The following is a 23,626-nucleotide window of genomic DNA, read 5'->3' on the forward strand; positions in this document are numbered from 1 at the left end:
TCGGGTCTTGGGAGACCTGAGTGGATGACGCTCAGAGCAAATCGCGTTTAACCGGGCTCGATGTTCGCTGCCTGAAATCAAAGATTTCAGCGCAAAACCGGGGATCGATGGACCGCATTAAACGCCACACGCTTTAGTTCAGGCGTGTTGCCGGTCCAAGGTCGATCAGCTGGGTTTCGCCCGGCGCATCGTCAACACCATCATTGTCGGTCACCAGGATCAGACGGCCGTCGGCGGTGATGGCAAGGCCTTCCGGCTTGTCCATCACCCAGCCCTTGCCCTTCGACATGGCCGGGAGGATGTCCATTGCGAAGCGTTTTTCCAGAACCGGAAGCTCGTCACCATGGGCAGCCGGGGTAACGCCGTCCAGCGACACCACCGTGATCTGCTTGATGGCCGCGTCTTCACCGCCCTTGTTGTCGCGTTCCAGGATGGCAAATTGTCCGTTGCCCATGGACACGATCTCGGACAGACCAACCCAACCGCCGGCGGCGCTTTTCGGCGCATCAAGCGGATAGTGAACAAAGCCCCAGGACTTGTCCGCCGGGTTATAGATGGCGATCTTGGTGTGACCTTTCGGATCGTCTTTCCATTCGCGCTGAACGGCGACGGCGACAAGTGTCTGGCCATTCATCTCGAATTCGGCGACACCTTCGAAGGAGAAGCGCTTGGACTGATCGATCAGGCTCTGCGGCAGCGTGATTTGCTCTTCCACGGATCCGTCGGCAGCAACCTTCAGCAGCAGATGCTGCAGCTCACGGTCAAGACGGCCCTCGGAGGCCAGCCAGAAGCCGCCGTCCTTGGCAACCGAGATGCCTTCCAGGTCAAGCTTGGCCTGGTCGAAACCGGTGACCGTGACATAGGACGTGATCTGGGCCGGCTTTGAAGCGATGTCCAGCGTGTAGATGCGTGCATCGTCGTAGAAGCTGTCGCTGACGGCATAGAGCTTGTTTGCGTCAGTCGGATCTGCAGCGAGCGCCGACAGCGCCCCCCAGCCGATCGGGGCGTTCTTCTCCGGGTCCGTCGCAGACGTGATCGACGGATAGGCAGGAGCGTCTGCGCCGAACTGGTAGAGCGAGAGGTGCGAGCGCACACCGTCTTCCGCGCTATCGACTTCATTCGCGACAACAAAGAGATCCCGGCCCGGGATCGCCAGCAGGCCTTCCGGACCGACATGGGTCGGCAGGAACTGAACGAATTCCGGCTCAGCCCCGGTATCCTTGTAAACGGCAACAAAGTTGCCGCGCTCGGAATTGACGAAGATCAGCGTTTCACCGCCGAACTCCCCGACGGCGACGCCTTCCGGCTCGGTGCCTTTCTTGTGGGCGCGCTTGGCCGGGTAGTGACCGTGTGCCATTCCCAGATGTTCCATCTGGTTGCCGCTGTCGAACAGGACCTCACCCTTGGTGTTCCAGATGGTGAAGCCACGGGACCCGCCCTCATAGTCGCCTTCGTTGGCGGTGACAAAACGCTCGTCGTCGATCCAGGCGACGGCATCCGGTTCGCGGCGGACATCCACAGTGCTACCGGAGGCATCGCTCATGCGTGCCTTCTTGACGGGGATGTTCTCGGCGGAAGCTGCTCCGGCGGAGAAGCTGGCAACAACGTCGCCCGAGGCCAGGTCGACAATGGCAAGATGGTTGTTTTCCTGCAGCGTCACGACAGCCTGGTTCCGGGAGTTGATGGAAACGAATTCCGGCTCCGGATCGGTCGGGGCAACGTCGGCAAGACTGGTCAGATCGACAATGCGAACCGCATCACAGTTTGTCGGAACACCGTTTTCATCCAGATCGAAGATGGCCAGGTGACCGGCTGGCATCTGCGGGATCACGCCGTCATTGAGGTCTTCGTCACGTTCGTTTTCAATCGCAATGGCAACATACTTGCCGTCCGGGGAGACCGCAACGCTGTCCGGCTGACCCTTGGCATCACACGTTGCCGTAATGCCCATGTCGGCAAGCGCGATCACAGCCAGGTGGCCGGACGCATTGACGTAGTCTTCGCTGGTGTTGACACCGGCATAGGCTGCCTGGTCACCGACGGCAACGGAGGTCGGCTCGCCGCCAAGCGCCACCCGGGCCTTCGGCTGGATATTCAACGGGTTCGCCGCGTTGACGAAAACAATGGCATCACCCGGGCTGTCGGTGAACGCCAGCGTCCGGCCATCCTTCGAAGCGTAAATGATCTCGGCAACTGTTTCCGTTGCCTTGTCGGCACCTGCCGGCAGGGTCTTGTAGACCGGGTAGGTGTTGACACGCTCAAAATAGTCGGCCTGCGCTGCCGAGACGGTCCCGAGACCGAACAGAACGGCAAGGCTGACGCCTTTCAAAAAACGCCCGCGAAGGTTCGCCATGACACTAGCTCCCACGAATAATTGGGTTGAAGGTGGCGGCAAGCTAGTGGTCGTCCTTACAATATCGGTGACACTTGCATGAAGCTTTCATGATATGCTGCCGAACTTTTTTTCGCTGCACCTCTTGAAAGCCAGCACCTAAATTGCCACATGTTTTTTTCTGGACGCGGCCGGCTCTTTTTCCATTCTCCAGACCTCCCTTTCTGCGCCCCCTGGCGCCTTTTTATTGGAAAATCTTATGCAGATCGGATACGTGCGCTCCGCCGTCGTGCTGGGGCTGTTGGCCGCTGTCGGCCCATTTGCGATAGACCTCTACCTGCCGGCCGTCGGCGAAATCGTCGACAGCCTTGAGACGACAGATGCCGCCGTGCACATGACCTTCACGGTCTATTTCATCGCTTTCGGCTTCGCCCAGCTGATCTATGGTCCGCTGGCAGACCGGTTTGGCCGCAAACCGCCGGTTTTCCTGGGTCTTGCCGTCTTCATCCTGGGCTCGTTCCTCTGTGCCACGGCAGCTGATGTCTCGGCCCTCACGCTCGGGCGTTTCGTCCAGGCGCTTGGTGCGGCCGCCCCCATGGTGATCGTGCGCGCGGTGGTGCGTGACCTGCACACGGGAACGGAGGCGACCCGGCTGATGGCGCTGATCATGCTTGTGTTCAGCGTCTCACCGATGCTGGCCCCCTTGACCGGCAGTCTGATCATCGAATTCGGCAGCTGGCGTCTGATTTTTATCGCGCTTGGCATCATTGCCCTGGCCGCCGTGATGCAGATGGCCATCCTGTTGCCGGAAACCCTGCCGAAGGAACAGCGCGCAAAGATCGACCCGACGGCAATGATCCGCAGCGCCGTTTACCTGCTGAAGGACGTCAAATTCATGGGCCTGACCCTGATCGGCGGCTTTTCCCTGGCAAGTTTCTTCGTGTTCATTGCCGCAGCGCCGTTGGTCTACATGACTCAGTATGGCTTGAGCCCGATGGGCTTCAGCCTTGTCTTCGCCCTGAACGCGGTCGGTTTCTTCGCCTCATCGCAATTCGCGGCAATGCTCGGCCAGCGCTTCGGCATGGCGCGTGTTGCCCTGCTGGCGGTGATCGGCTTTGCGGCGTCGACATCGCTGCTGACCCTGTTGGTCTGGAGCGGCATTGACGACCTGCCGGTGCTGATGGCGCTGTTCTTCATCGGCAACAGCTGTCTCGGCCAGGTGATCGCACCTGTGATGGTCATGGCCCTGGAAGACCATGGCGAACATGCCGGCATGGCCTCTTCGCTGGGTGGCACCTTTCAGATGGTGGCCGGCGGCGTGATGATCCTGATCTGCAGCCCGTTTTTCGACCGGACGGCGCTGCCTTTGACAGGTGCCGTGGCCGCCTGTGCGCTGATCGCCCTCGCGATTGCACTGGTGACCCTGCGCCCGCAGCCTCAGGGACGGACCGCCGCCTGAACTGCCGTCTTGTCCGCTGAAGCCGCCTGCGTCAAGCAGGCGGCTTTTCTTCATGCGACCTCTTCGCCCGCCTTGCCGATTTCGTCCAGTTTCTTCTGCAAGGACAGTCTGTCCAGAGACGACATTGGCAAATTAACAAAAACCGAGATGCGGTTGTTGAGCATGCGGAAGGCATCGCTGTAAGCAAGCCGACGTTCTGTCTCGTTACCTTCAACCGCAGCCGGATCAGGCAGCCCCCAATGGGCGGACATCGGCTGCCCCGGCCAAACCGGGCAGGCTTCCTTTGCCGCGTTATCGCAGACAGTGAAGACGAAATCCATTTCCGGCGCGCCCGGCTCAGCGAATTCGGCCCAATCCTTGGACCGAGAATCTCCAGTCTTGAAGTTGAGCTTCTTCAGAAGTTCAAGAGCTTCTGGCTTCACGCTACCAGCCGGATGAGAGCCAGCCGAGAAGGCCCTGAAACGCCCCTGTCCGTCCCGGTTGAGAATGGCTTCCGCCATGATGGACCGAGCAGAATTGCCGGTGCAGAGGAAAAGTACGTTGTAAACACTGTCCGACATGGCGGTCTCTCCTGTGATTTACAGTTTACGGCAGGTGATTGCTTCCAAGGCCTGGGCACATAACTCCGGATGGCCGCCACAGCAGTCCGCCACCAGGAACGTCAGCAAGTCCTGCGTTCCGTCCAGATCCGCGAAATAGCGGATCGACCGGCCCTCACGTTCATTGCGGACCAAGCCGGCCTGCAACAACACCGACAGGTTCGCCGACATGGTGTTTTGGCGGACGCCCAGCGCCTCGCCAATGTCGCCCGCACTCATGCCTTCCGGGCCCGCATTGATCAGGAGCCGGAAGACTTCCAGCCGGGTCTTTTGACTGAGCGCACCAAAAGCGCTTAAGGCAGAATTTATATCCATAAATCATGATATATTGATATTTTACGGGAATGGCAAGCCTGCTCTTCCGCTACGGCATGCACTTTCTCTTGTCAGAAACCGTCATATAAGGTCAGAAGGCTTGAAATTGATCGTCGGGACTGCTGACCTGCCAGCCTGAAAGGGTCGGACCGCATGCAATCAATCACCAATCCATGGCGCGACAAGGGACTTCCGGCAGAAGCGGAGCTGGCGGACGGGACCGTTTCCCAGTATCCGGAGATGGCCGAAACCTTTCTTGTGCGCAGCCTGGACAAGAGGCCGACACCTTTGCTCGATCTGCCGGAGCTCGCAACGGCCTGTGGCATCGGAGCCCTTCATGTCAAGGACGAGCGCGGCCGCATGGGGCTTGGCAGCTTCAAGGCGCTTGGCGCTGCCTATGCGATCGCCAAGCGGGCCGGACAAAAGCTCAAGGACGGCAGCGCAAGTTCCTATGAAACCGCGCTGGAAGGCACGACCTTTGTCTGCGCCAGCGCCGGCAATCATGGCCTGTCACTGGCCGCAGGCGCCCCGGCGGTCGGGGCAAAGGCCGTTGTCTTTGTCGCAGAAACGGTTCCGGAAGCATTTGTCGTCCGCCTTCAGCTGCGCGGCGCCAAGGTGATCAGGGCTGGCGCCACCTATGAAGACAGCATGCGGGAAGCTGAAAAACAGGCGCTGGAAAACGGCTGGATCCAGATACCCGACAGCACCTGGCCGGGAATGACGGAGGCCGGGCGTGATGTCATGGAAGGTTATCTGATCATGGGCCTCGAGATTGCCGATCAGATCACGGCGCCGCCGACCCACGTGTTTCTGCAGGCCGGTGTCGGCGGACTGGCCGCGGCCTGCGCGGTCAGCGCACGGCTGACCTGGGGCAGCAACGTGCAGATCGTCGTGGTGGAACCCGATGACGCGCCGGCCCTGAAGGCCAGCGTCGAAGCCGGCAGGCCGGTCGTTGCGCCGGGTTCCGTTTCCATCATGGGCCGCCTCGACTGCAAGGAACCGTCCCACCTGGCCTTGAAATATCTCGCGCGCGAAGCCGATGCCTTTGTGACGATTTCCGATGACGAGGCCGCGGCCACCACCGAATGGCTGACACGGAACGGGTTGGCCAGCACGCCCTCCGGAGCAGCCGGCCTCTCCGCCCTGCATTACGCAAAGGGACCGCTCGCAGCAGCCCTGAACCTGAACGCTCAATCGCGGGTCCTGTGTTACCTATCAGAGGGACCGGAAGACGGCTGAGCCGGCAAGAACCGCAGCCCAAGACGCACAAGTGACGGCGACAGACCTGGAACCAGCATGCAATCGACGCAACTGCCTTTCACAACGGACAACAGGGACGAAGCAACAAAGAGGCTCGGCCTGATCGTCTTGTCCGCGGATGAAACCATTGAAGGTGAGTTTCGGCCTCTTTTCGACCGGGAGGACCTTGCGCTTTACCACACCCGGATCCGGACCGCGCCGGATGTCACGCCGGAAACGCTGATGCGCATGAAAGACGGTCTGACCGGGGCTGCTGCCCTCTTGCCGGAGACCGGATCAATGGACGTCATCGGCTATGCCTGCACGTCCGGCGCCACCGTGATCGGCTCCGACGCAGTTGCCGCAGCGGTCCGGAAGGCCCATTCGGCCGTGGCGGTCACCAACCCGGCGAGCGCCGTCATTGCGGCGCTCGATCATCTGAACGTTTCGAAAATCGGTGTCGTGTCTCCCTATGTCGAGAGCGTGTCGGAAGCAGTTTGTGCATTGTTGAGGGATCACGGTTTCGATCCCGTCAGGATTGGCTCCTTCGGCCAGGCCGAAGAAGCCGTCGTCGCCCGGATTGCTCATCAGTCGGTTCAGGACGCCGTGTGCACGATCGGTGAGGATCCGGATGTTGAAGCCGTCTTTGCCTCCTGCACCAATTTGCGCACCTTCAAGGTGATCGAGGCTTGCGAACAGCAGTTGGGCAAACCGGTGATCAGCTCCAATCTGGCCCTTGCCTGGCACATGATGAAACTTGCCGGCCTTGAGACCAGAGGGCACGGACCCGGCAGGCTGTTCAACGACTAGCCGGTCCGCTCACTCTCCAATCAGTCTGAGGTGCAAGGACGCGGCAATTCAGTGCATGCGGTGAAACGTGTCCAGGCTGTTGCGCAGGGACATCCGGTCCAGCTGGTCCTTGGGCAGGCTCATGAAAGAGGCGAGCCCTTCGCTGAGGCACCGGAAGGTTTCCGCGTAGTCCGTTTCCGACGCGGACCCGTTTGCTCTATGCGCCCCCGGATCAGGCAGGGGCCACAGGGCCGTTGTCGGATGTCCGGGCCAGACAGGGCAGGTCTTTTCCCTGTCCTGGTCGCAGATCGTGATCATGAAATCGAGCTCCGGCATGTTCGAGCCGATCAGTTCCGTCAGACTTTTCGCATAGGCCGCCTCGACGTTGCAGTCCATGCGCTGCAACAAGCGAACGACTTCCGGACGCACTTCCCTCGCCGGATTGGTTCCGGCCGAAAACGCCTGAAATCGCCCGTACCCCTGTCGATTGACGATGGCTTCGGCCATGACAGACCGTGCCGCGTTGCGGGTGCATAAAAAGAGTATGTTGTAAGTGTCGTCGTTCATGGCTCCAGCTCCGTCCTTCAGGGTGCTGCTCCGATCATGAAGCGCCCATATTGACGTAACGTCAATTAGAAAACCGGTGAGAGGTTGCGCGGTGCTTCCTTTATTCCTCCCGGTCACTTGGAAACCGCCCGTTCCGGCGTCAGGAATGCGTCAAGCCGGAGTTCACCGCCGGATATCGTGCCGGATTGATCGCCGCGCCCTTCATGAGCAGGCCGCGCAAACAGCCATGCGTCACTTTCAAGCAACAAGTTGAATACCAATCGCACAATTCCATCGTTTTCCTTGTTGACTCAGGCGATATTCCGGGCAAAAACACCGCCGTCTCAAGTTTTGACGTTTGCGAGCCCCCAATGACCCGGCTGAAAGCCGACATTCTGGATATGATGTCCCTGGCCCTTGCCAGCGCTACCTTCATGCGCGGCGAGACCCGGACCGATGCCGCAACCGCACTGAAACGTACACCGAAGACCACCAAGACCACCGCTTGACGGTGCCGCTCATCCCGCCTCCCCGGGGATGGGAGGCGCCGGGAGCCGGCGACGCCCATCCAGAACCAGGGCAGCCGGCGCAGCGGGGAGACGGACAAGGACTAAGCTAAGATGGGTTTCAAGATCGCAATTGCAGGCGCCACCGGCAATGTCGGCCGCGAGATGCTCGACATCCTCGCCGAGCGCGGCTTTCCGGCGGACGAAGTCGTCGCCCTTGCCTCGCGCCGCTCGCAGGGCACCGAGGTTTCCTTTGGCGACAAGACGCTGAAGGTGCAGGCCATGGAGAACTATGACTTCTCCGACACGGATATCTGCCTGATGTCCGCCGGCGGCACCATTTCCAAGGAATGGTCTCCGCGCATCGGCGCACAGGGCTGCGTCGTCATCGACAACTCTTCGGCCTGGCGCTACGACGCGGATGTGCCGCTGATCGTGCCGGAAGTGAATGCCGATGCCATCACCGGCTTCACCAAGAAGAACATCATTGCCAATCCGAACTGCTCCACCGCACAGCTGGTCGTGGCGCTCAAGCCGCTGCATGACCACGCCAAGATCAAGCGCATTGTCGTTGCCACCTACCAGTCTGTCTCCGGTGGCGGCAAGGACGCGATGGAAGAGCTGTTCAACCAGACCCGTGCGGTTTTCGTGAACGATCCGATCGAACCGGAAAAATTCACCAAGCGCATAGCTTTCAACGTGATCCCGCATATCGATGCCTTCATGGAAGACGGCTACACCAAGGAAGAATGGAAGGTTCTGGCCGAAACCAAGAAGATGCTCGACCCGGCCATCAAGGTGACCTGCACCGCCGTGCGCGTGCCGGTCTTCATCGGCCATTCCGAAGCGGTTAACATCGAGTTCGAAAACGAGATCACCGCGGACGAAGCGCGCAACATCCTGCGTGAGGCGCCGGGTTGCCTCGTCATCGACAAGCAGGAAGACGGCGGTTACATCACGCCTTATGAAAGCGCCGGCGAGGACGCGACCTATATTTCGCGCATCCGCGAAGACGCAACTGTCGAGAATGGCCTCAACATGTGGGTGGTGTCCGACAACCTGCGCAAGGGCGCAGCTCTCAACACGGTGCAGATCGCCGAGGTTCTGGTGAACCGCGGCCTGATCTCACCGAAAAAAGCTGCGGCCTGAGCAGACTTTTGATATCGAGGAAAACAGGCGCCATCCGGCGCCTGTTTTTCTTTGACAATCCAGGGGAGCATGGCCACGCCATGTCCGATACGTTCAACGGGTCCTTTCAGGACTTTCTGGCCACTGCGCCCGAGGCACGCTTCACCGACTGGCTTGCCGCGCGCGCGGAACCTTACTGGACCAGTGCCTGCACGCATCCTTTCACGGCGGCCATCGGCGATGACACCATGCCGGAAGCCGCCTATGCGCGCTATCTGATCGAGGACTACACCTTTGTCACCGATCTGGCCTCCACACTTGGATACCTGGTGGCAAAAGCGCCCGGCATGCGGTCCAAATCACGGCTCGCCGGTTTTCTGGCGCTGCTGACATCTGAGGAAAACGACTATTTTCTGCGTTCCTTCAAGGCGCTCGGCGTCCGGACGGAGACCTACGAGACCGCAGCCCAGGGACCCGTGACCCGGGCCTTTTCCGATCTGCTTTTGACGTCTGCCGGCAAGGGCTCCTATGAAGACGGGCTCACGTGCCTGCTCTGCGCGGAATGGTGTTACCTGACCTGGGGCCTCAGGGAAGCGCAAAAACCACGCCCGGCGGCCTTCTACCTAGCCGAATGGATCGACCTCCACGCCGTTGCCGGCTTTCAGGCGTTTGTCGGCTGGATCAGGTCAGAACTGGATCGGCTCGGTCCGGGCCTGTCCGCAGAGCACCAGCAGCATCTTGCCGATCTCTTCCGCCGCATGAGCGCCCTGGAAGCCGCCTTTTTTGAAACCGCCTGGACGGGCCAGGTCCCGGATCTTCCGGACAACCCCTGACGGATCGAAGTCATGTTCCTCTATGAGGCAGCCGCCCTTGGCGCGGCAACGCTCTGGGCCCTGACGGGTCTGCTGTCCGCCGGTCCGGCCCAGCACCTGGGCGCAATTGTGTTCAATTGCACGCGCATGGTCCTTGTGGCACTGATGCTGTCTGTCTGGGTCGCCCTGACCACCGGTTGGAGCTCCATTGCCGGCGATCATCTCGTGCCGCTGGTCCTGTCCGGTTTCATCGGCATCTTTCTGGGTGACACGGCCCTCTTTCTGACGCTGAACCGTATGGGCCCCCGCCGGACAGCCATGCTGTTTTCCTTAAATGCTCCCATGTCGGCGATCCTCGGCTGGATGGTCCTGGGTGAACATCTCAATGCGACCCAGATTTTCGGCATCCTGCTAACGTTTCTGGGCGTTCTGCTCGCCATCCGTTTCGGCAAGCGCAAGTCTCAGCTGCACAAGTGGGAAAGCATTCGCGGCCCGATCTGGGTTGGCGTTCTGATCGGGCTGGCCGCGGCGCTCTCCCAGTCTGTCGGCTCACTGATCGCCCGTCCGATCATGGAAAGCGGCGCCGACCCGGTCGCGGCGTCCAGCATCCGCGTCGGCGTGGCCGCCCTGGGGCTTCTCGCCCTGACCCGGCTGCCCTTTTCCTGGGTCAAGCCGGCCGGCCGTTTGACGCTGCCCATCACCGGCATCATTGCCCTGTCCGGCCTGCTCGGCATGGGTCTTGGTATGACCCTGATCCTGTTTGCCCTGTCGGGCGGAGAAGTCGGCATCATCGCAACCCTGTCTGCCACGACACCGGTTGTCATGCTGCCGATGATGTGGTGGCGCACCAGGGAGATGCCCGCCATCGGCGCCTGGGCAGGGGCCGCACTGGTCGTCGCCGGCAGCGCTCTGCTGTTTGCGAGCTGATTCGCTTCAGTCCCTGTTCTGGTTGCAGGAAGCAAAAAAGAGAATATTATCGTAATTTTTGACAATGATTGCTGTGCGTAACACAGGCAAAACGGCCAAGTGATTGAAAAACGCATAATCAACCACCTCAAATTTGTCTCAAGTCAGACAGATGGAGCGCATTGTTACCTCAATCTTTACCTGCTCCACGCAGAATCCCTTACGAGAGGTTGGAGAGGGTTCAATGCGAGATTTCTATGCACGTTTAAGTATTACTTCCAGACTGGCACTCGTTTCGGCGGGCGTTCTTACGGTTTCCATGGTCGTCGTTGGCATCATTCTTTATCAGGTTGCGCTTGGCCAGGCCCAGTCTGCGGCGATCAAGAAGCAGGACGTCAATCTGAGGGTTGCCGCCACGATCCTTCAGGACCGTGTCGAAGGCACCAAGGTTTCCTGGAACAGCGCCGGCAACGTCACCAAGATTGTGCTCGGCGAGATTCCGGCTTTCGACACCCACGACATGATCGACGACATCGGCCGGATGACCGGTGAAACCGCGACCGTTTTTGCCTGGGATGATGAAAGCCGGGACTTCTGGCGCAAGACCACAAACATCATCAAGGGCGATGGCAAGCGCGCTGTCGGCACACCACTTGGACAGACCGGCGCCGTCTATCCTGTCGTCACCAAGGGCAAGACCTTTCACGGCCAGGCAACCATCCTTGGCAAAGACTATTTCACGGTCTACCAGCCGATTTTTGCCAATCAGGGCAAGATCATCGGCATTCTTTATGCCGGCGTTGAAAAAGAGGCCGTCCAGGCAAACGTATCTGAACTCATGAACCGCTACATCCTGCTGGCCCTGCCAGTCGTGCTGGTCTCGGTTCTGCTGCTGATTTTTGCAATTCGCCGGCAACTCCGCCCGGTGACCGCCCTGGCGAACATCACAACCCAGATCGCGCAGGACAATCTGGAGGACGACGTCCCGTTTGAAGGCCGCACCGACCAGATCGGCGTACTGGCCCAGGCCGTGAACACGCTCAAGACCCGCGCCATCGAACGCCTGGAGCTGGCTGATCAGCAGCGTCATTCCGAGGAAGCCGCCGTCAGCCGCCAGAACAGCGTCCAGGACCTGATCGCCGGCTTCAGATCCACCATCTCCAATGTCCTGACGTCTGTCGACGAGACGGTTCATGGCCTTGAGGGCACGGCCGGACGACTGAGCGACCTGTCCAGCCAGAGCGCTTCCAGCGCCATTGAAACGCTGAACTCGGCGGATGACGCAACATCCAACGTTCAGACCGTGGCAAGCGCTGCGGAAGAGCTTTCGGCATCCATTGGTGAGATCTCCCGCCAGGTGGCACAGACCACCGACGTGGTCAGCCGCGCGACGGAAGGCACCCGGGTCACCAACGAAAAGGTCGAGGGACTGGCAGCTTCCGCCACCAAGATTGGTGAGGTCGTGACACTGATTCAGGCGATTGCGGAACAGACCAACCTGCTGGCACTGAACGCAACCATCGAGGCCGCACGCGCCGGCGAAGCCGGAAAGGGCTTCGCAGTTGTCGCCGCCGAGGTCAAGGAACTGGCAACCCAGACTTCCAAGGCGACCGAAGAGATCAGCGCGCAGATCACGGCCATCCAGGATGCGACGGAAGAATCCGTCAGCGCCATTGCCGAGATCACGACGATCATGGAAGAGGTAAACTCCTATACCAGCTCGATCGCGACCGCGGTCAGCGAACAGGGATCTGCAACAGGCGAGATTTCTCACAATGCCCAGAACGCTGCCGAGGGAACGACCTTCGTGTCCTCGCGCATGTCGGACTTGTCGAACACCGTGAACGAGACCTCGGAATCCTCGCGCGCGGTTCTGGATGCGTCCGGTCAGTTGGCGAGCCGGACCGAGGAGCTCAAGCAGCAGGTCGAAAGTTTCCTCGACAATGTTGCCGCCGCCTGATCGCGCTGCAGCGGTACAGGGCTGAACGAAGCGCCTGACCACAAAAAAGAGGGCTCCGCCAGGCGATCTGACGGGGCCCTTTCTGCTCGACACCTTACTTCTGCAAAAAAGCGAGATGTCCTTGAATTTTCCAGCGGTCTGGTCGATCGGGAAAAAATAGGTCTGTTCACAGCAAGGCACATTCAAGAGGCCGTCACACTTCGGCAGTTTCACAAACCCGGACGAACAGCGCAGGCGAACCATTTCCATAAGGTTACCTTTGAGGATTGTCCTGACCTCTTTCAGACACCACGCCACGCCATTTTCCGAGGCCACAGGTTGCGCACCGCCGGCAAGACCGCGAGGGCATGGGTTAGCAGACCCCGTTTGCGGTTTCTGACTACTGGGAGAGGCAGCACGCTCACGGCACCTGGGCTCCGGGATCAGGCGAGCATCTCTGCCCTGCGACCAAAGACCAGGCTTCGGAGATCTCCGGCGATTGCCAGCAACACAGGGATCAGGATCAGCGTGATCAAGGTTGCAAAAATCTCGCCGAAGGCGAGCGACACCGCGGCCGGGATCAGGTACCGCGCCTGTTCGGAGGTCTCGCTCATCAGGGGCAGCAGCCCGACGACCGTGGTCGCCGTGGTCAGGAAGATCGCCTGGAACCGGTCAATGCCGCAGCGCCGGATGGCGTCCCGCTCTTCCATGCCGGCCTCACGGGACTGGAGATAGAAGGTCATCATGACGAGGGAATCGTTGACCACCACCCCGATCAGCGCCAGGACGCCGAAAAAGGACAGAAGCGAAAACGGCAGGTCCATGATCACATGCCCGAGCACCGCGCCGACAAATCCAAACGGCACGACGGACATGATGATCAGGGGCTTGAAGTAGGATTTCAGCGGCACGGCCATCAGGATATAGATGAGCAGACAGGCAATCAGGATGGCCCGCAAGAACCCGCCCCTCATCTCGCCGACCTGCTCCAGTTCTCCGCCCTCATCGACAGACAGGCCGGGATACCGGGCTTCCAGCCCTTTGGCGAAATCGTTCAGGACCGCCTGCCCGATCTCCTCCGGCGCAACGATCTCCCGGTTGACGTCGGCAAGAACGGTGGCAATCAACTCGCCATTGCGGCGTTCAATCTTTTCCGACACGTAGCGCGCGTCGATTTCGGCGATAGCGGAAAGCGGGATCCAGTCACCACTTTCTGCCTGCAGCCTCAACGCCATCAGATCCTCGATCCGGTCGCGAGCCGCCAGGGCATTGCGCACGACCACCCGGACTTCCGACGCTCCTCTTTGAATCCGCTGTGCTTCGCCGCCACCAAACGCATATCCGATCTGGCTTGCCAGGCGCTCGGACGTGAACCCGAGTGAGCGGGCTTCCGGTTTCAGCGTCAGGCGCAGCTCCGGCTGCCCGGTCAGGAAGGTATCACGCACATTGGCGACACCCTTGAAGGTGGCCAGATGTAGCCGAAGCTCCCGGCTGGCCGCTTCCAGAAGGGCACGGTCCTTGGCAATCAGCCGGATCTGGAACCCGCCGCCAAAATCTTCGAAGCCGGAGAAGTTCACTTCGGAAACACCTTCAAGCGGCCCGATGCGCGCCCGCCAGTTTTCCAGGATGTCCAGCGTGCTTTGTTCGGGGCGCTCGGCCGAAGGCGTCAGCTCCATGTAAAGCTCGGCGGAGGTGGTCCCGGTGACAAATGCAAAGAGATGGGCAACCGGCCCCTCTCCAGAGGCGTTCACAAGGTCCGGATCATCCGCCAGATCCAGGGCCGCCTGTTCTATGACCGCGACATTCTTCTGCGTCAGGGATAGGGGCGCGCGCTGATCCATGGTCAGGGAGACCGAAATCACCTGACCCGGCACATTGGGAAAGAACACCGACTTGATCTTGCCCGCCTGCATCAGCCCGAAAACAAGCGTTGCCACGGCGACAAACAGGATCAGAACCGCATACCGGTTGCGCAACGACCAGGTCAGTACCGGCGCATACAGACGATCGCGAAACGCCATCAGCCCCCCACGCGCAAAGGACTGCACCTTCGCCCAGCTCCGCGAGGCCAAGCCCCGTTGCTCCGGTAGCGACATTGAAAGATGGGCCAGATGGGCGGGCAGGATAAACTTGCTTTCCAATAGCGAGAACAGCAGCGCCAAAATGACCACTCCGGCAAAGCCGGCGAGAACCTTGCCGAGCGGACTGTCGATCAGAAGCATCGGAAAGAAGGCAGCCACTGTTGTCAGCACGCCGAAGACCGTTGCCACGGAAACCTTTTCGACACCGACTTCCGTGCCGCGGATCGGGTCCGCGATGCGCCGCCGCTGCTCATGCACACTCTCGCCGACGACCACCGCGTCATCGACCAGGATCCCGAGCACGATGATGAAGCCAAAGGTTGTGATGTCGTTCAGGGAATAGTCGACCCAGCCTGTTGTCGCGACGGCAAAAGCGCCAGCCAGCGAGATCGGAATGCCCATTGCCACCCAGAAGGCCAGCTTCACGTTCAGGAACAGCGCCAGCATCAGGGCGACAAGGATCAGGCCCTGCACCGCACTGTTGCCGAGCAGCTCCAGCCGGTCGGAAATGTAGTCGCGGGAATTGCCCCAATGTGCGACCTGGACGCCATCGGGCAGAGACTGCTCGACCTTCGCGACAATCTCTTCTGCGGCATCGGAGACCCTGAGCAGATTGTCCTTCCGGCCAATCAGGATTTCCATGCCGACCGATGGCCGGCTGTTGAAACGGGTCTCGATATCCGTTTCAGCAAAACCGTCGCTGATCACGGCAATGTCACCCAGGAGTGTCGTGGTGCCATCCGGCCACTGGACAATCGGAAGCTCCTGGAAATCCTTGAGGGAGTAGGCCTGGCTGTCTGCCCTGAGGGAGATGTAACCGCCTTCCGTTCGAAGCGTTCCGCCCTGAAAATAGAGCGACGCCTTGCCGATCCGGTCCATGACATCGGCAATCGTCAGGTCCAGCCTTTCCAGGGTTCCCGGCACAAACTCAACGGAGATTTCCTGATCCTGCAAACCCCAGTTGTTGACCCTTGAAATCTCTTCGCTCGCCAGGAGATCCGCGCGCAGGTCCCGGGCAATTTTCTGTAGCGATTTCAGGTCCGTGTCGCCATAAACCTGGATATAGAGAGCCGGCACATCGAAATTGTTGGTTTCGATCACCGGCCTGCGGGCATCTTTGGGCAGATCGTAAATGCCATCGACCTTCAGCCGGACATCATCGAGCAGTTTTTGAAGCCTGTAACCGTTGTTCTTCTGAACCTCGACAACCGACGCGCCGGGTGTCGACGAAGAGCGGATCGCCTTCACACCGTTCAAACCTTCCAGCGCCTTTTCGATCTTGCGCGTGACCTGCTCGTCCACCTGGGCGGTATAGGCATTCGGCAAGGCCGTGGTGACGCTGACGGTATCTGCGGGGATCTTCGGAAAGCCTTCGATCCGCACGGTCAGCAGGGACGAAACTCCGACCACCAGAATGAACGCCATCAGGAGGTTGGCGGCAACGGGATTACGGATAAACCAGTTGGTCAGCCAGGTCATGCGCCGTTTTCCTTTTCAACGGGTGCGACGCGTTGGCCTGGCAGGTAGGCGCTCATCGGCAAAGGCACGATACGCAAGCTTTCCCCCTCCGGGACCGTTGCCGGTGCAGGCACGACGACTTCTTCGGCATTTCGGAACAAAGCCTGCGCTGCAAAGCGCTGCAGGCGATCCGCCTTGTCCAGATACCAGACAAAGCCATTCTGACTGAGCGCGCTTTCCGGGATGCGCAGACTGTGCGCCACCGCCTTGCCGGGCAACCTCACACTGACAAACTGGCCAGGCAGGATGGCCAGGTTTTCCGCCTTGTCCACTTGCAGAAACACCTGGTAGCGGCGCGATTTGGGATCGAGAAAGCCCCCGCCTCTCTTCACCCGGGCCGTTCCGAGAAACTGGTTGTTTTCGCTGAAGACCTGTGAACTGGTTTCCGCCCGTGACAGGTCCAGCAACGCCCATTGCTCCGCCGTAAGCGAGACGCGAATGTCGAGGATCCTGTCATCGAGAAGCGCAAACAGGACGTCACCCTCATTCACCGACTGACCGGGACTGACCGAGCGCCTGGTGATGATAGCATCGAAGGGTGCGCGAATATGTGCGGATTCAAGGTCGTATTCAGCCGCGCCGACGCGCGCCCTGGCAGCCGCCACGGCAAGTTCGGCCACCCTGACTTCGGGCCTGTGGACGGCAAGGTCCGGCGGTTCGACGCCAGGGCGGACCGAGCGCCAGTCTTTCAGCGCAATGTCCCGTTTCTTCTCTGCCTGGAGCAGCTCCAGCTCCGCTTTTTTCAGACTGAAACGCGCTTCCTCCAGGTTGGCCACATAAGGAGCGTTCTCCAGCACCAGCAATTCGGTGCCCTTTTCGACACGCGCACCGCCCAGGGCAGCCGGCGCAACGGCGCCGACAACACCGGCCACTCTGGATTTGAGATCCACCTGCCAGCGCGGTGTTACCTCGGCAAAGACCGACACGGTTCCGGCCTGGTCGCCAACTTTGGCGGCGACATAGGTGACAGGACGCAGGGCCGGCGCCTTTGTGCCTTCCTCGACATCCGCAACGTCTTCAAGGGTCAGAATGTAGCCGGTGGCGGCCGCCAGCAGCAGCACGGCAAGCGCGATCCACAGCGCTCTTTTCATGGGTGTCTCCGGTCGATCAGATCTGGTTGGACAGGACTTGCCGCGAACTTGGCCCGTGGGCGTCGACCGCATTGATGCGGCGGCTGATTTCGCTGAGCCGCGACCAGCCCTGCAGGGCAATCGGCAGCATCAGCGCCGCTTCCACATATTCCCAGGAGTAGGTTGCAATGGCGAAGATCTGTCCGGCTGTGATGCCGTCGATCCCGGCGCCGCAATAAAGGTTGAACGCGATGAAACCGATCTGCAGCAGGAAAATGCTGCCGTAAAGGATCGCCTCCATATCCGAGATCGACACTTCGTGCTGACGCAGCGCGCGCAGATGCTGAAAGACACCAAGCCGTCCGCCCCTGGTCAGGACATCGACCTGCTGCTCCTTCTGCTCGTTCAAACGGGCGTTGAATCGATAGAAGCTGCGATGAAAGCAGGCATAAAGCAGCAGCATACCCAGCACGACAAGCACGGATGACAGACCGAGATGCACGTCGAAATAGGTCAGCAGAACCAGGCTGACGACAATCTGGACGACCGCCGTGATCAGACCCGGCACATCTTCTTCCAGAAAATCGACCAGCTCCCGCGACATATCCAGGCGCGCACTGCGTTTGGACACCTGCAGGGTGGGATATCGTCGATGCAGCTCGGCCCCGAGGTGAAGACGGATGAAACCATAGGCCCTTGTGTCATAGATCCTGCGTCCGACCGCAAACACGCCAAGTGCCACAAGAATTGCGGCCATCCAGCCAAGTTCCTGCAGCCGGCCGGCCAGCAGTCCGTCAATTGTCAGACCAACGAACAGGGGCACGAGCGCGATTAGTACGTTTTCCAGCAGCACGATGGCCCAGGTAATGGCGATCCTGCCGGTGAACTGCTTCACGATGTAACCCAGGTCGATACTCGCCTGCATGTCTGTCTGCCTTCTGCCTCGTCTGGCTCCCGCAGTCTCCTTGGGCTTCCCCAAATCCGCTGTGCACACCCGAAAGGGACAAATTTCTCAAATAACGAACGAACGTTCGCTCTTGATATAGTCAGCAAATGACAGTTTGCCAAGACGGCAGTTGACGCCGCAATATTGAAGGAACAGCGGATCGGCGGAAACGGGTTCCACATTGCCGGCTAACATGGACCGGCACGTGCCGGGCGCGAGCTCAGGCTTGATTGAGCACCCGGCGCCGGAGCGCCTGGATCCCCGCCCCCACGGCGCTCGGCTGGGCAGGTATCTGGCTCTGCACCAGCGCCGGGCCGGGAATTTTGCGACCGTAGCGATCGGGAACCCGTTGAGACGTCGCCGCGATCAGCATGTCCCGCAACGCGCTCGGCGCCTCTCCGCCAAAAACGATGGCAGCCGGATCGAGAACCGCCGTGACCGCTCGCACCAACTGGTTCAGCGCTGGCGCAACCCGGAGCACCCAGGCCTCAACGCCGGGCCAGGCCGGGTCGAAACTGGTTTTGAGAATGTCGATATTTGGTACGTCGAGGCCATTCTCCTGGAGATCCCTGATCAGGTACTGCAGGGCCGGACGATTCGGCTTCTCTTCAACGAGATAGATATCCGTCAACTCACCGGCATTGCGATTGAAGCCGTAGAACGGACGGCCATCCAGCACCACGCCGCCGCCAAGGCCGAAGTTGAACGACAGATAGACGAAGGTTGGATAGTCCCTGCCCGCACCGCTCCAGAGTTCGGCAATGGCCCCCAGCGTGCCATTGTTCTCTGCGTAGGCCGGGCAGCCAAAAGCGTCGGAGAATTGTTTCTCTATGGCAAATCCGGACCAGTTTTCCAGAAGGGGGGGCGTGGTGAAGATATTGTCCTGCGTGTTGCGAAACCCCTGGGTCGATATCCCGCAACCGGCGAGCCTGTTCGGGTCCAGTCCCAATTTCTTCGCGCTGCGTTTCGACAGGTCCAGGGCCGCCTTTATGACGGCTTCCGGGTCGTTCGGGTTCACGTCAACCCGGCCCTCGCTCAGGATATTGCCGGTCAGATCCACCCAGACCGTTTCCACCGTGTTGGTGTCCACCGAAACGCCAAACGCGTATGCGCCGGCAGGATTGACCGCGAGACGAGGGCTTGGTTTGCCCCGCCCCTGGATCACCGGATCGCGCCGTTCCAGAAAACCGCTTTCAAGCAATTCTTCTGTCAATCGGTGCACGGATTGCTGAGACAGTCCGGTCGGTGCGGGCAGATCCGCGCGGGCGACAACACCATTGACACGAACAGCTTCCAGGATAGCGGCGCTGCTTGGACCGATCGGAAAAAGAGCCGATTTTTCTGAATCTTTCGGGGTCCCAACTGGCACCGTCACGGACAGAAATCCCTAATTTCAAACGAGAATCACGACGCCATCCTACCGCTCGCCTCCGGGCACGCCAATCCCTGTCATAAAAATATTACTTTCAATGAGTAATAAAAAGAATAATACTCACAACGAGTGATAAACTTTGACAGGTAAGCAATCGGGAGGAGCGAACCGGCCATGGGCGGGATCAGTGCGCGCAATCTGAAAATGGAATTCGGCAGCTTTGTTGCTGTCAGGAACGTGTCATTCGAGGTCGCTTCAGGTGAGTTCGTCACCCTGCTTGGCCCGTCCGGCTGCGGCAAGACAACGCTCTTGAAGATGATTTCCGGGTTCCTGACACCGACCCACGGCGAAATTCATCTCGCAGGCCAAGACGTCACCCGGACACCACCTGAAAAACGCGACACGGCTCTCTGTTTCCAGTCCTATGCGCTGTTCCCGCATCTGAGCGTTCTGGAAAACCTGGAATTCGGCCTGCGCCAGAAACGGGTTGCCGGACCGGAACGCAAGACACGGCTCGACGCTGTCATCAGCGCGCTGGACCTGTCGCTGCACCTGGAGAAACTGCCCAACCAACTGTCCGGTGGCCAGCAGCAGCGTGTCGCGCTCGGCCGCGCCCTGGTCATGCGCCCCAGCGTGATCCTCTTTGACGAACCGCTCTCCAATCTCGACGCCAAGCTGCGTGACCAGGTGCGCATCGAGATCCGGCGCATTCAGCGCGACTTCGGCCTGACAGCAATCTACGTGACCCACGACCAGGCGGAAGCACTTGCCATGTCCGACCGGGTCTTTGTCATGAACGGCGGCGTCATCGAACAGGCCGACACGCCCGAAACACTCTACGGCGCGCCAAAGACAAGCTTTGTCGCCGATTTCATTGGCAGCGCCAACGTGCTTGAGGCGTGCGTGACCGGAACAGACGGCAACGGCGGCGTCGAACTGGCAACGTCACTCGGACCGCTCTTCGCGAAGAAGACCGACCTGCAGGAAGGCCGAATGGTCAAGATCTGTTGGCGACCGGAGCACGCCGATCTGGAAGCAGGCGGCACAAATCGCCTGACCGCACGCGTCACCCACCGGGCCTTCCAGGGGCATTTCACCGACCTCCATCTGGACATGGACGGGACAGATATCCGCATCCAGACCAACCGGCCCGGCATTCTCGAAGGTGACACGGTGTCCTTTTCACTACAGCCGGAACAGATCGTCCTGCTGGAGGCCGTGGCATGACCCTGAAACGCTGGCTGCTTGTTCTTGCCCTGCTCACGCCCGGCCTCGGCCTGATCCTTGCCCTGATCGGGATCGCGGTCTACATCGCGGCTGCCCAGTCCTTCGGCTACTACAATCTTGCCGGTGAAAGCGGTTTCTCACTGGAGTTCTGGGATCGGATGCTGGACCGTAAGGTCTACAGCCGGGCAGTCGTCTATTCGATCTATATCGGCATCCTGAGCGCGATCTTCTCTGTCATGCTGGCCTATCCACTGGCCATCTGGCTGCGCAAACCCTTTCCCGGCTCGCTCGCCATCGGCGCCATGCTGAAGGCACCGCTCCTGGTGCACGGCCTTGTCGCTGCCTTTCTGTTCATCAATGTCATCGCCTATCACGGCATTCTCAACCAGCTGATGCAGGGCATCGGCCTTTGGGACGAACCGCGCCGGCTCCAGAACGACCGCAACGCCATTGGCGTCCTCATCCTGCAGACCTGGAAGAACATGCCTTTCGCGCTCTTGCTCCTGACAGGCGCCGTGCAAAGCATTTCAGATGATGTCCTGAACGCGGCTAGGGATCTTGGGGCCGGCAGTTTCGACCGGTTTCGCAAGGTGATTGCACCGCTCACCGTCTCCGCCATGCAGGCGGCACTGATCATCATCTTCATCGGTGCGCTGGCCGATTTCAGTTTCCAGGTGATTGCCGGGCCCACCAATCGCCAGTCGCTCTCCCAGCTGATGGTGTTTTTCAAGGATGGCGGGCGCTGGAACGATGCCGCCGTTGTCGGTGTCACGCTGATGCTGATCGCGATTGCCGGCTCCGCCCTGCTCGCTCTTGTCACCCGCCTCACCTTGCGCGGGAGGATCGCATGACCCAGCACCGCCTGAACCAGGTCCTTCTTGCGCTGTTGCTCAGCCTGACGGCGCTCTGGCTGATCGTACCCTTCACCATGGCGGTGCTCTGGTCCCTGGTGGATCCGTCCGAGCCCTGGACCGCCGACAAGCTGGTTCCGCCGGCAATGTCCTTCTACCGCTGGCAGCACATGTGGGAGAACTCCTCCCTCAAAACCGCGCTCGTGAATTCCTACGTCCTGGCCCCGTCGGCAGCCCTGGCCGCGCTTGTGCTGGCCACCCCGACCGCTTTCGCACTTGGGCGGATCCGCTTTCCCGGCCGCGAGGTCTGCAAGCTCTTGGCGCTTCTGCCCCTGATCGTGCCGCCCTTTGTCACCTCGATCTTCTTCACCTCGCTGCTCTATCAGCTCGGCCTCAACACCTGGCGCTTCGGGGCGATCCTGTTCGCCCACGCCATCGTCTTCATGCCCTATGCGATCCGCATCATGACGGTGAGTTTCGAGCAGGTGCGCACCGACCATATCGATGCTGCCCGCGACCTTGGCGCCAGCACCTGGGCCCGCTGGCAGGTGGCTTATCTGCCCGCACTCAAACCTGGCATCTTCGCCTCGCTCCTGATCGTTTTCATCCAGTCGATCGAGGAATTTGCCATCGCCTTCATCGTCGGCTCGCCCGACTTCACCACCATTCCGACACTGCTCTACGGCACGCTCGGACAGGACTATGTCCGTCCCAATGCAGCGGTGTTGTCCCTCATTCTCGTCGTCCCCAACGTTATCCTGATGCTCATCCTGGAGCGGCTTCTGAAATCGGCCAATCCGGCTCTGAGTTCAGGCAAGGGCTGACGAGGATATCCCGACTGAACGGAGATCAACCGACATGCTGAAGACCCTCATTCTCTCCACCACCGCCCTTGCTCTTGGGCTGAACGTGGCCGCTGCCGCCGACCTGGCCGACATGAGCTGGGACGACATCGTCACCCAGGCCAAGGCCGAAGGTGAACTGACCTGGTACGTCTGGTATCTGCAGGATGACCTGCGCCGGGCGGTCAAGGCCTTCGAAGACGAATACGGCATCAAGGTCACCATTCCGGAAGGCACCGCCGCCGGCAACGCCGAGAAGCTCATGGCCGAACGCAATCGCGATACCGGCGACATCGACGTCTTTGCCTGGGGCTACAACGATTTTGAAACCGTTGACCTGAGCGCCACGTTCCAGCCGCTTGTCATGCTGCCGGAAGACGATGGCCGGGTCTCGGAGCTCGTCGGCATCGATGGCGCCGGTTTCGTGCTTGCCTTCTGGGGCAACCAGACCGGCATCGCCTATGATCCGGCCAAGATCTCCGCCGACCAGCTGCCACAGACACCGGACCAGTTTGCCGCTTTCTGGGCCGCCAATCCGGAAAAGTTCGGCTTCAACTATGAAAAAGGCGGCTCCGGCCCCTCCTTTTACCAGAACACCTTGCGCACGCTGACAGGGGTCGATTTCTCCGACGGTGAAGTGACGGACGAAAAACTTGCCAAGGTCGGCGAAGGTTTCGACTTCTTCAAGGACAGTGCCGAGACCTATGTCATTACCGCGTCCAACGCCGACAGCATCATCCGTGTCAGCGACGGTGAACTGTGGATGGTCCCTGCCTGGGAAGACCACCTGGCCGGTCTGCAAAAACGGGGTGAAGTCCGGTCCGAGATCAAGTTCTACATTCCTGAAATGGGCATGAATGGTGGTGGCAACGGTGTGGCCATTCCGAAAAACGCCCCGCATCCGGCGGCAGCGGCGGTGTTCGTCAACTGGCTGACCTCCGCGGACACACAAACCATGTTCAACCGCGACTTCGGCACCGCGCCGATGCACGCCAAGGCAGATGACAGCCACGCCCTTGTTCCGAACGAACAGCGCAAGAGCCGTCAGGCCTGGGCAGCTCAACCGTTCCGCAAGGCGGTCGAGGAAAGTTTCATCGAAAACGTGATCCTTGAACGTTAAGCTGTCCCTCACACAACAGTCTCGCGTTC

20 protein-coding genes are annotated in these 23,626 nt (G+C 60.2%); 12 read left to right on the forward strand and 8 right to left on the reverse strand.

Annotation, left to right across the window (positions count from 1 at the left end; translation table 11 throughout):
• Positions 1 to 133: 133 nt before the first annotated feature.
• A complete protein-coding gene (locus ACO6TG_RS12950) occupies positions 134 to 2,353 on the reverse strand; it encodes an esterase-like activity of phytase family protein (protein ID WP_422378546.1) in 2,220 nt (739 codons plus the stop codon).
• A 238-nt stretch (positions 2,354 to 2,591) separates the two neighbouring features.
• On the opposite strand from ACO6TG_RS12950, the gene ACO6TG_RS12955 reads away from it, so the two are divergent.
• Positions 2,592 to 3,791, forward strand: coding sequence for a multidrug effflux MFS transporter (locus tag ACO6TG_RS12955; protein ID WP_422378547.1), 1,200 nt, complete (start codon positions 2,592 to 2,594; stop codon positions 3,789 to 3,791).
• A 50-nt stretch (positions 3,792 to 3,841) separates the two neighbouring features.
• Here ACO6TG_RS12955 and ACO6TG_RS12960 read toward each other — a convergent pair whose 3' ends face one another.
• Together ACO6TG_RS12960 and ACO6TG_RS12965 are read right to left on the reverse strand one after the other, a co-directional pair.
• Positions 3,842 to 4,351: an arsenate reductase ArsC gene (locus tag ACO6TG_RS12960; RefSeq protein ID WP_422378548.1), complete on the reverse strand. Its 510-nt coding sequence runs from the start codon at positions 4,349 to 4,351 to the stop codon at positions 3,842 to 3,844.
• Between the two features lie 18 nt (positions 4,352 to 4,369).
• The gene (locus ACO6TG_RS12965) at positions 4,370 to 4,705 is read right to left on the reverse strand and encodes an ArsR/SmtB family transcription factor (RefSeq protein ID WP_094072737.1); all 336 of its coding nucleotides are present in this window, start codon (positions 4,703 to 4,705) and stop codon (positions 4,370 to 4,372) included.
• A 153-nt stretch (positions 4,706 to 4,858) separates the two neighbouring features.
• Between ACO6TG_RS12965 and ACO6TG_RS12970 the strand changes: the two genes are divergently transcribed.
• Complete coding sequence (locus ACO6TG_RS12970; protein WP_422378549.1) at positions 4,859 to 5,944, forward strand: pyridoxal-phosphate dependent enzyme; 1,086 nt, start codon at positions 4,859 to 4,861, stop codon at positions 5,942 to 5,944.
• Between the two features lie 57 nt (positions 5,945 to 6,001).
• Positions 6,002 to 6,754: a maleate cis-trans isomerase family protein gene (locus ACO6TG_RS12975; protein WP_422378550.1), complete on the forward strand. Its 753-nt coding sequence runs from the start codon at positions 6,002 to 6,004 to the stop codon at positions 6,752 to 6,754.
• Between the two features lie 48 nt (positions 6,755 to 6,802).
• On the opposite strand, the gene ACO6TG_RS12980 is transcribed toward ACO6TG_RS12975, so the two are convergent.
• Positions 6,803 to 7,300: an arsenate reductase ArsC gene (locus tag ACO6TG_RS12980; protein WP_422378551.1), complete on the reverse strand. Its 498-nt coding sequence runs from the start codon at positions 7,298 to 7,300 to the stop codon at positions 6,803 to 6,805.
• A gap of 350 nt (positions 7,301 to 7,650) precedes the next feature.
• Between ACO6TG_RS12980 and ACO6TG_RS12985 the strand changes: the two genes are divergently transcribed.
• The 5 genes from ACO6TG_RS12985 to ACO6TG_RS13005 all read left to right on the forward strand — a co-directional run bounded on the left by ACO6TG_RS12985 (position 7,651) and on the right by ACO6TG_RS13005 (position 12,591).
• Positions 7,651 to 7,788 (forward strand): hypothetical protein, encoded by a 138-nt coding sequence (locus ACO6TG_RS12985; RefSeq protein WP_157738969.1) that lies wholly within the window; start codon positions 7,651 to 7,653, stop codon positions 7,786 to 7,788.
• A gap of 111 nt (positions 7,789 to 7,899) precedes the next feature.
• A complete protein-coding gene (locus tag ACO6TG_RS12990) occupies positions 7,900 to 8,934 on the forward strand; it encodes an aspartate-semialdehyde dehydrogenase (protein ID WP_094072742.1) in 1,035 nt (344 codons plus the stop codon).
• Between the two features lie 80 nt (positions 8,935 to 9,014).
• The gene (locus ACO6TG_RS12995; protein ID WP_422378552.1) at positions 9,015 to 9,746 is read left to right on the forward strand and encodes a TenA family protein; all 732 of its coding nucleotides are present in this window, start codon (positions 9,015 to 9,017) and stop codon (positions 9,744 to 9,746) included.
• Positions 9,747 to 9,758: 12 nt separating this feature from the next.
• Complete coding sequence (locus tag ACO6TG_RS13000; protein WP_422378553.1) at positions 9,759 to 10,652, forward strand: DMT family transporter; 894 nt, start codon at positions 9,759 to 9,761, stop codon at positions 10,650 to 10,652.
• 223 nt (positions 10,653 to 10,875) lie between these two features.
• A complete protein-coding gene (locus tag ACO6TG_RS13005) occupies positions 10,876 to 12,591 on the forward strand; it encodes a methyl-accepting chemotaxis protein (RefSeq protein ID WP_422378554.1) in 1,716 nt (571 codons plus the stop codon).
• 422 nt (positions 12,592 to 13,013) lie between these two features.
• Here the strand turns inward: ACO6TG_RS13005 and ACO6TG_RS13010 are convergent, their stop codons facing one another.
• The 4 genes from ACO6TG_RS13010 to ACO6TG_RS13025 form a co-directional block, all read right to left on the reverse strand.
• Complete coding sequence (locus ACO6TG_RS13010) at positions 13,014 to 16,130, reverse strand: efflux RND transporter permease subunit (RefSeq protein ID WP_422378555.1); 3,117 nt, start codon at positions 16,128 to 16,130, stop codon at positions 13,014 to 13,016.
• Positions 16,127 to 17,260: an efflux RND transporter periplasmic adaptor subunit gene (locus ACO6TG_RS13015; protein ID WP_422378556.1), complete on the reverse strand. Its 1,134-nt coding sequence runs from the start codon at positions 17,258 to 17,260 to the stop codon at positions 16,127 to 16,129. Before ACO6TG_RS13015 ends, ACO6TG_RS13010 begins: the two co-directional genes overlap by 4 nt.
• Before the next feature lie 16 nt (positions 17,261 to 17,276).
• Entirely contained in the window at positions 17,277 to 18,164 is an 888-nt protein-coding gene (locus tag ACO6TG_RS13020; RefSeq protein WP_422378557.1) for an ABC transporter six-transmembrane domain-containing protein, read from the reverse strand.
• 241 nt (positions 18,165 to 18,405) lie between these two features.
• Positions 18,406 to 19,560 carry an ROK family transcriptional regulator gene (locus ACO6TG_RS13025; protein WP_422378558.1) on the reverse strand — a complete coding sequence of 385 codons (1,155 nt, stop codon included), beginning with the start codon at positions 19,558 to 19,560 and terminating at the stop codon, positions 18,406 to 18,408.
• Between the two features lie 171 nt (positions 19,561 to 19,731).
• On the opposite strand from ACO6TG_RS13025, the gene ACO6TG_RS13030 reads away from it, so the two are divergent.
• Genes ACO6TG_RS13030 through ACO6TG_RS13045 form a run of 4 tightly spaced genes read left to right on the forward strand, consistent with a single transcriptional unit; the run spans position 19,732 to position 23,597 of the window.
• The gene (locus tag ACO6TG_RS13030) at positions 19,732 to 20,784 is read left to right on the forward strand and encodes an ABC transporter ATP-binding protein (RefSeq protein WP_422378559.1); all 1,053 of its coding nucleotides are present in this window, start codon (positions 19,732 to 19,734) and stop codon (positions 20,782 to 20,784) included.
• Complete coding sequence (locus ACO6TG_RS13035; protein ID WP_422378560.1) at positions 20,781 to 21,635, forward strand: ABC transporter permease; 855 nt, start codon at positions 20,781 to 20,783, stop codon at positions 21,633 to 21,635. The genes ACO6TG_RS13030 and ACO6TG_RS13035 overlap by 4 nt, the downstream gene beginning before the upstream one ends.
• Positions 21,632 to 22,459 (forward strand): ABC transporter permease, encoded by an 828-nt coding sequence (locus tag ACO6TG_RS13040; RefSeq protein WP_422378561.1) that lies wholly within the window; start codon positions 21,632 to 21,634, stop codon positions 22,457 to 22,459. Before ACO6TG_RS13035 ends, ACO6TG_RS13040 begins: the two co-directional genes overlap by 4 nt.
• Before the next feature lie 34 nt (positions 22,460 to 22,493).
• Entirely contained in the window at positions 22,494 to 23,597 is a 1,104-nt protein-coding gene (locus ACO6TG_RS13045) for an extracellular solute-binding protein (RefSeq protein WP_422378562.1), read from the forward strand.
• The last annotated feature ends 29 nt before the right edge of the window (positions 23,598 to 23,626 follow it).

Origin of the sequence: Roseibium sp. (genome assembly GCF_965233565.1) — a bacterium.
Lineage (GTDB): Bacteria > Pseudomonadota > Alphaproteobacteria > Rhizobiales > Stappiaceae > Roseibium.

What these genes read in the sequence shown, in the direction of transcription:
- ACO6TG_RS12995 (WP_422378552.1), top strand. Translation starts at nt 9,015, where the DNA reads ATGTCCGATACGTTCAACGGGTCCTTTCAGGACTTTCTGGCCACTGCG.
- ACO6TG_RS13040 (WP_422378561.1), top strand. Translation starts at nt 21,632, where the DNA reads ATGACCCAGCACCGCCTGAACCAGGTCCTTCTTGCGCTGTTGCTCAGC.
- ACO6TG_RS13010 (WP_422378555.1), bottom strand. Translation starts at nt 16,130, where the DNA reads ATGACCTGGCTGACCAACTGGTTTATCCGTAATCCCGTTGCCGCCAAC.
- ACO6TG_RS12960 (WP_422378548.1), bottom strand. Translation starts at nt 4,351, where the DNA reads ATGTCGGACAGTGTTTACAACGTACTTTTCCTCTGCACCGGCAATTCT.
- ACO6TG_RS13000 (WP_422378553.1), top strand. Translation starts at nt 9,759, where the DNA reads ATGTTCCTCTATGAGGCAGCCGCCCTTGGCGCGGCAACGCTCTGGGCC.
- ACO6TG_RS12980 (WP_422378551.1), bottom strand. Translation starts at nt 7,300, where the DNA reads ATGAACGACGACACTTACAACATACTCTTTTTATGCACCCGCAACGCG.
- ACO6TG_RS12990 (WP_094072742.1), top strand. Translation starts at nt 7,900, where the DNA reads ATGGGTTTCAAGATCGCAATTGCAGGCGCCACCGGCAATGTCGGCCGC.
- ACO6TG_RS12985 (WP_157738969.1), top strand. Translation starts at nt 7,651, where the DNA reads ATGACCCGGCTGAAAGCCGACATTCTGGATATGATGTCCCTGGCCCTT.
- ACO6TG_RS12965 (WP_094072737.1), bottom strand. Translation starts at nt 4,705, where the DNA reads ATGGATATAAATTCTGCCTTAAGCGCTTTTGGTGCGCTCAGTCAAAAG.
- ACO6TG_RS13035 (WP_422378560.1), top strand. Translation starts at nt 20,781, where the DNA reads ATGACCCTGAAACGCTGGCTGCTTGTTCTTGCCCTGCTCACGCCCGGC.
- ACO6TG_RS13005 (WP_422378554.1), top strand. Translation starts at nt 10,876, where the DNA reads ATGCGAGATTTCTATGCACGTTTAAGTATTACTTCCAGACTGGCACTC.
- ACO6TG_RS13030 (WP_422378559.1), top strand. Translation starts at nt 19,732, where the DNA reads ATGGGCGGGATCAGTGCGCGCAATCTGAAAATGGAATTCGGCAGCTTT.
- ACO6TG_RS12950 (WP_422378546.1), bottom strand. Translation starts at nt 2,353, where the DNA reads ATGGCGAACCTTCGCGGGCGTTTTTTGAAAGGCGTCAGCCTTGCCGTT.
- ACO6TG_RS13045 (WP_422378562.1), top strand. Translation starts at nt 22,494, where the DNA reads ATGCTGAAGACCCTCATTCTCTCCACCACCGCCCTTGCTCTTGGGCTG.
- ACO6TG_RS12975 (WP_422378550.1), top strand. Translation starts at nt 6,002, where the DNA reads ATGCAATCGACGCAACTGCCTTTCACAACGGACAACAGGGACGAAGCA.
- ACO6TG_RS13020 (WP_422378557.1), bottom strand. Translation starts at nt 18,164, where the DNA reads ATGCAGGCGAGTATCGACCTGGGTTACATCGTGAAGCAGTTCACCGGC.
- ACO6TG_RS12955 (WP_422378547.1), top strand. Translation starts at nt 2,592, where the DNA reads ATGCAGATCGGATACGTGCGCTCCGCCGTCGTGCTGGGGCTGTTGGCC.
- ACO6TG_RS12970 (WP_422378549.1), top strand. Translation starts at nt 4,859, where the DNA reads ATGCAATCAATCACCAATCCATGGCGCGACAAGGGACTTCCGGCAGAA.
- ACO6TG_RS13015 (WP_422378556.1), bottom strand. Translation starts at nt 17,260, where the DNA reads ATGAAAAGAGCGCTGTGGATCGCGCTTGCCGTGCTGCTGCTGGCGGCC.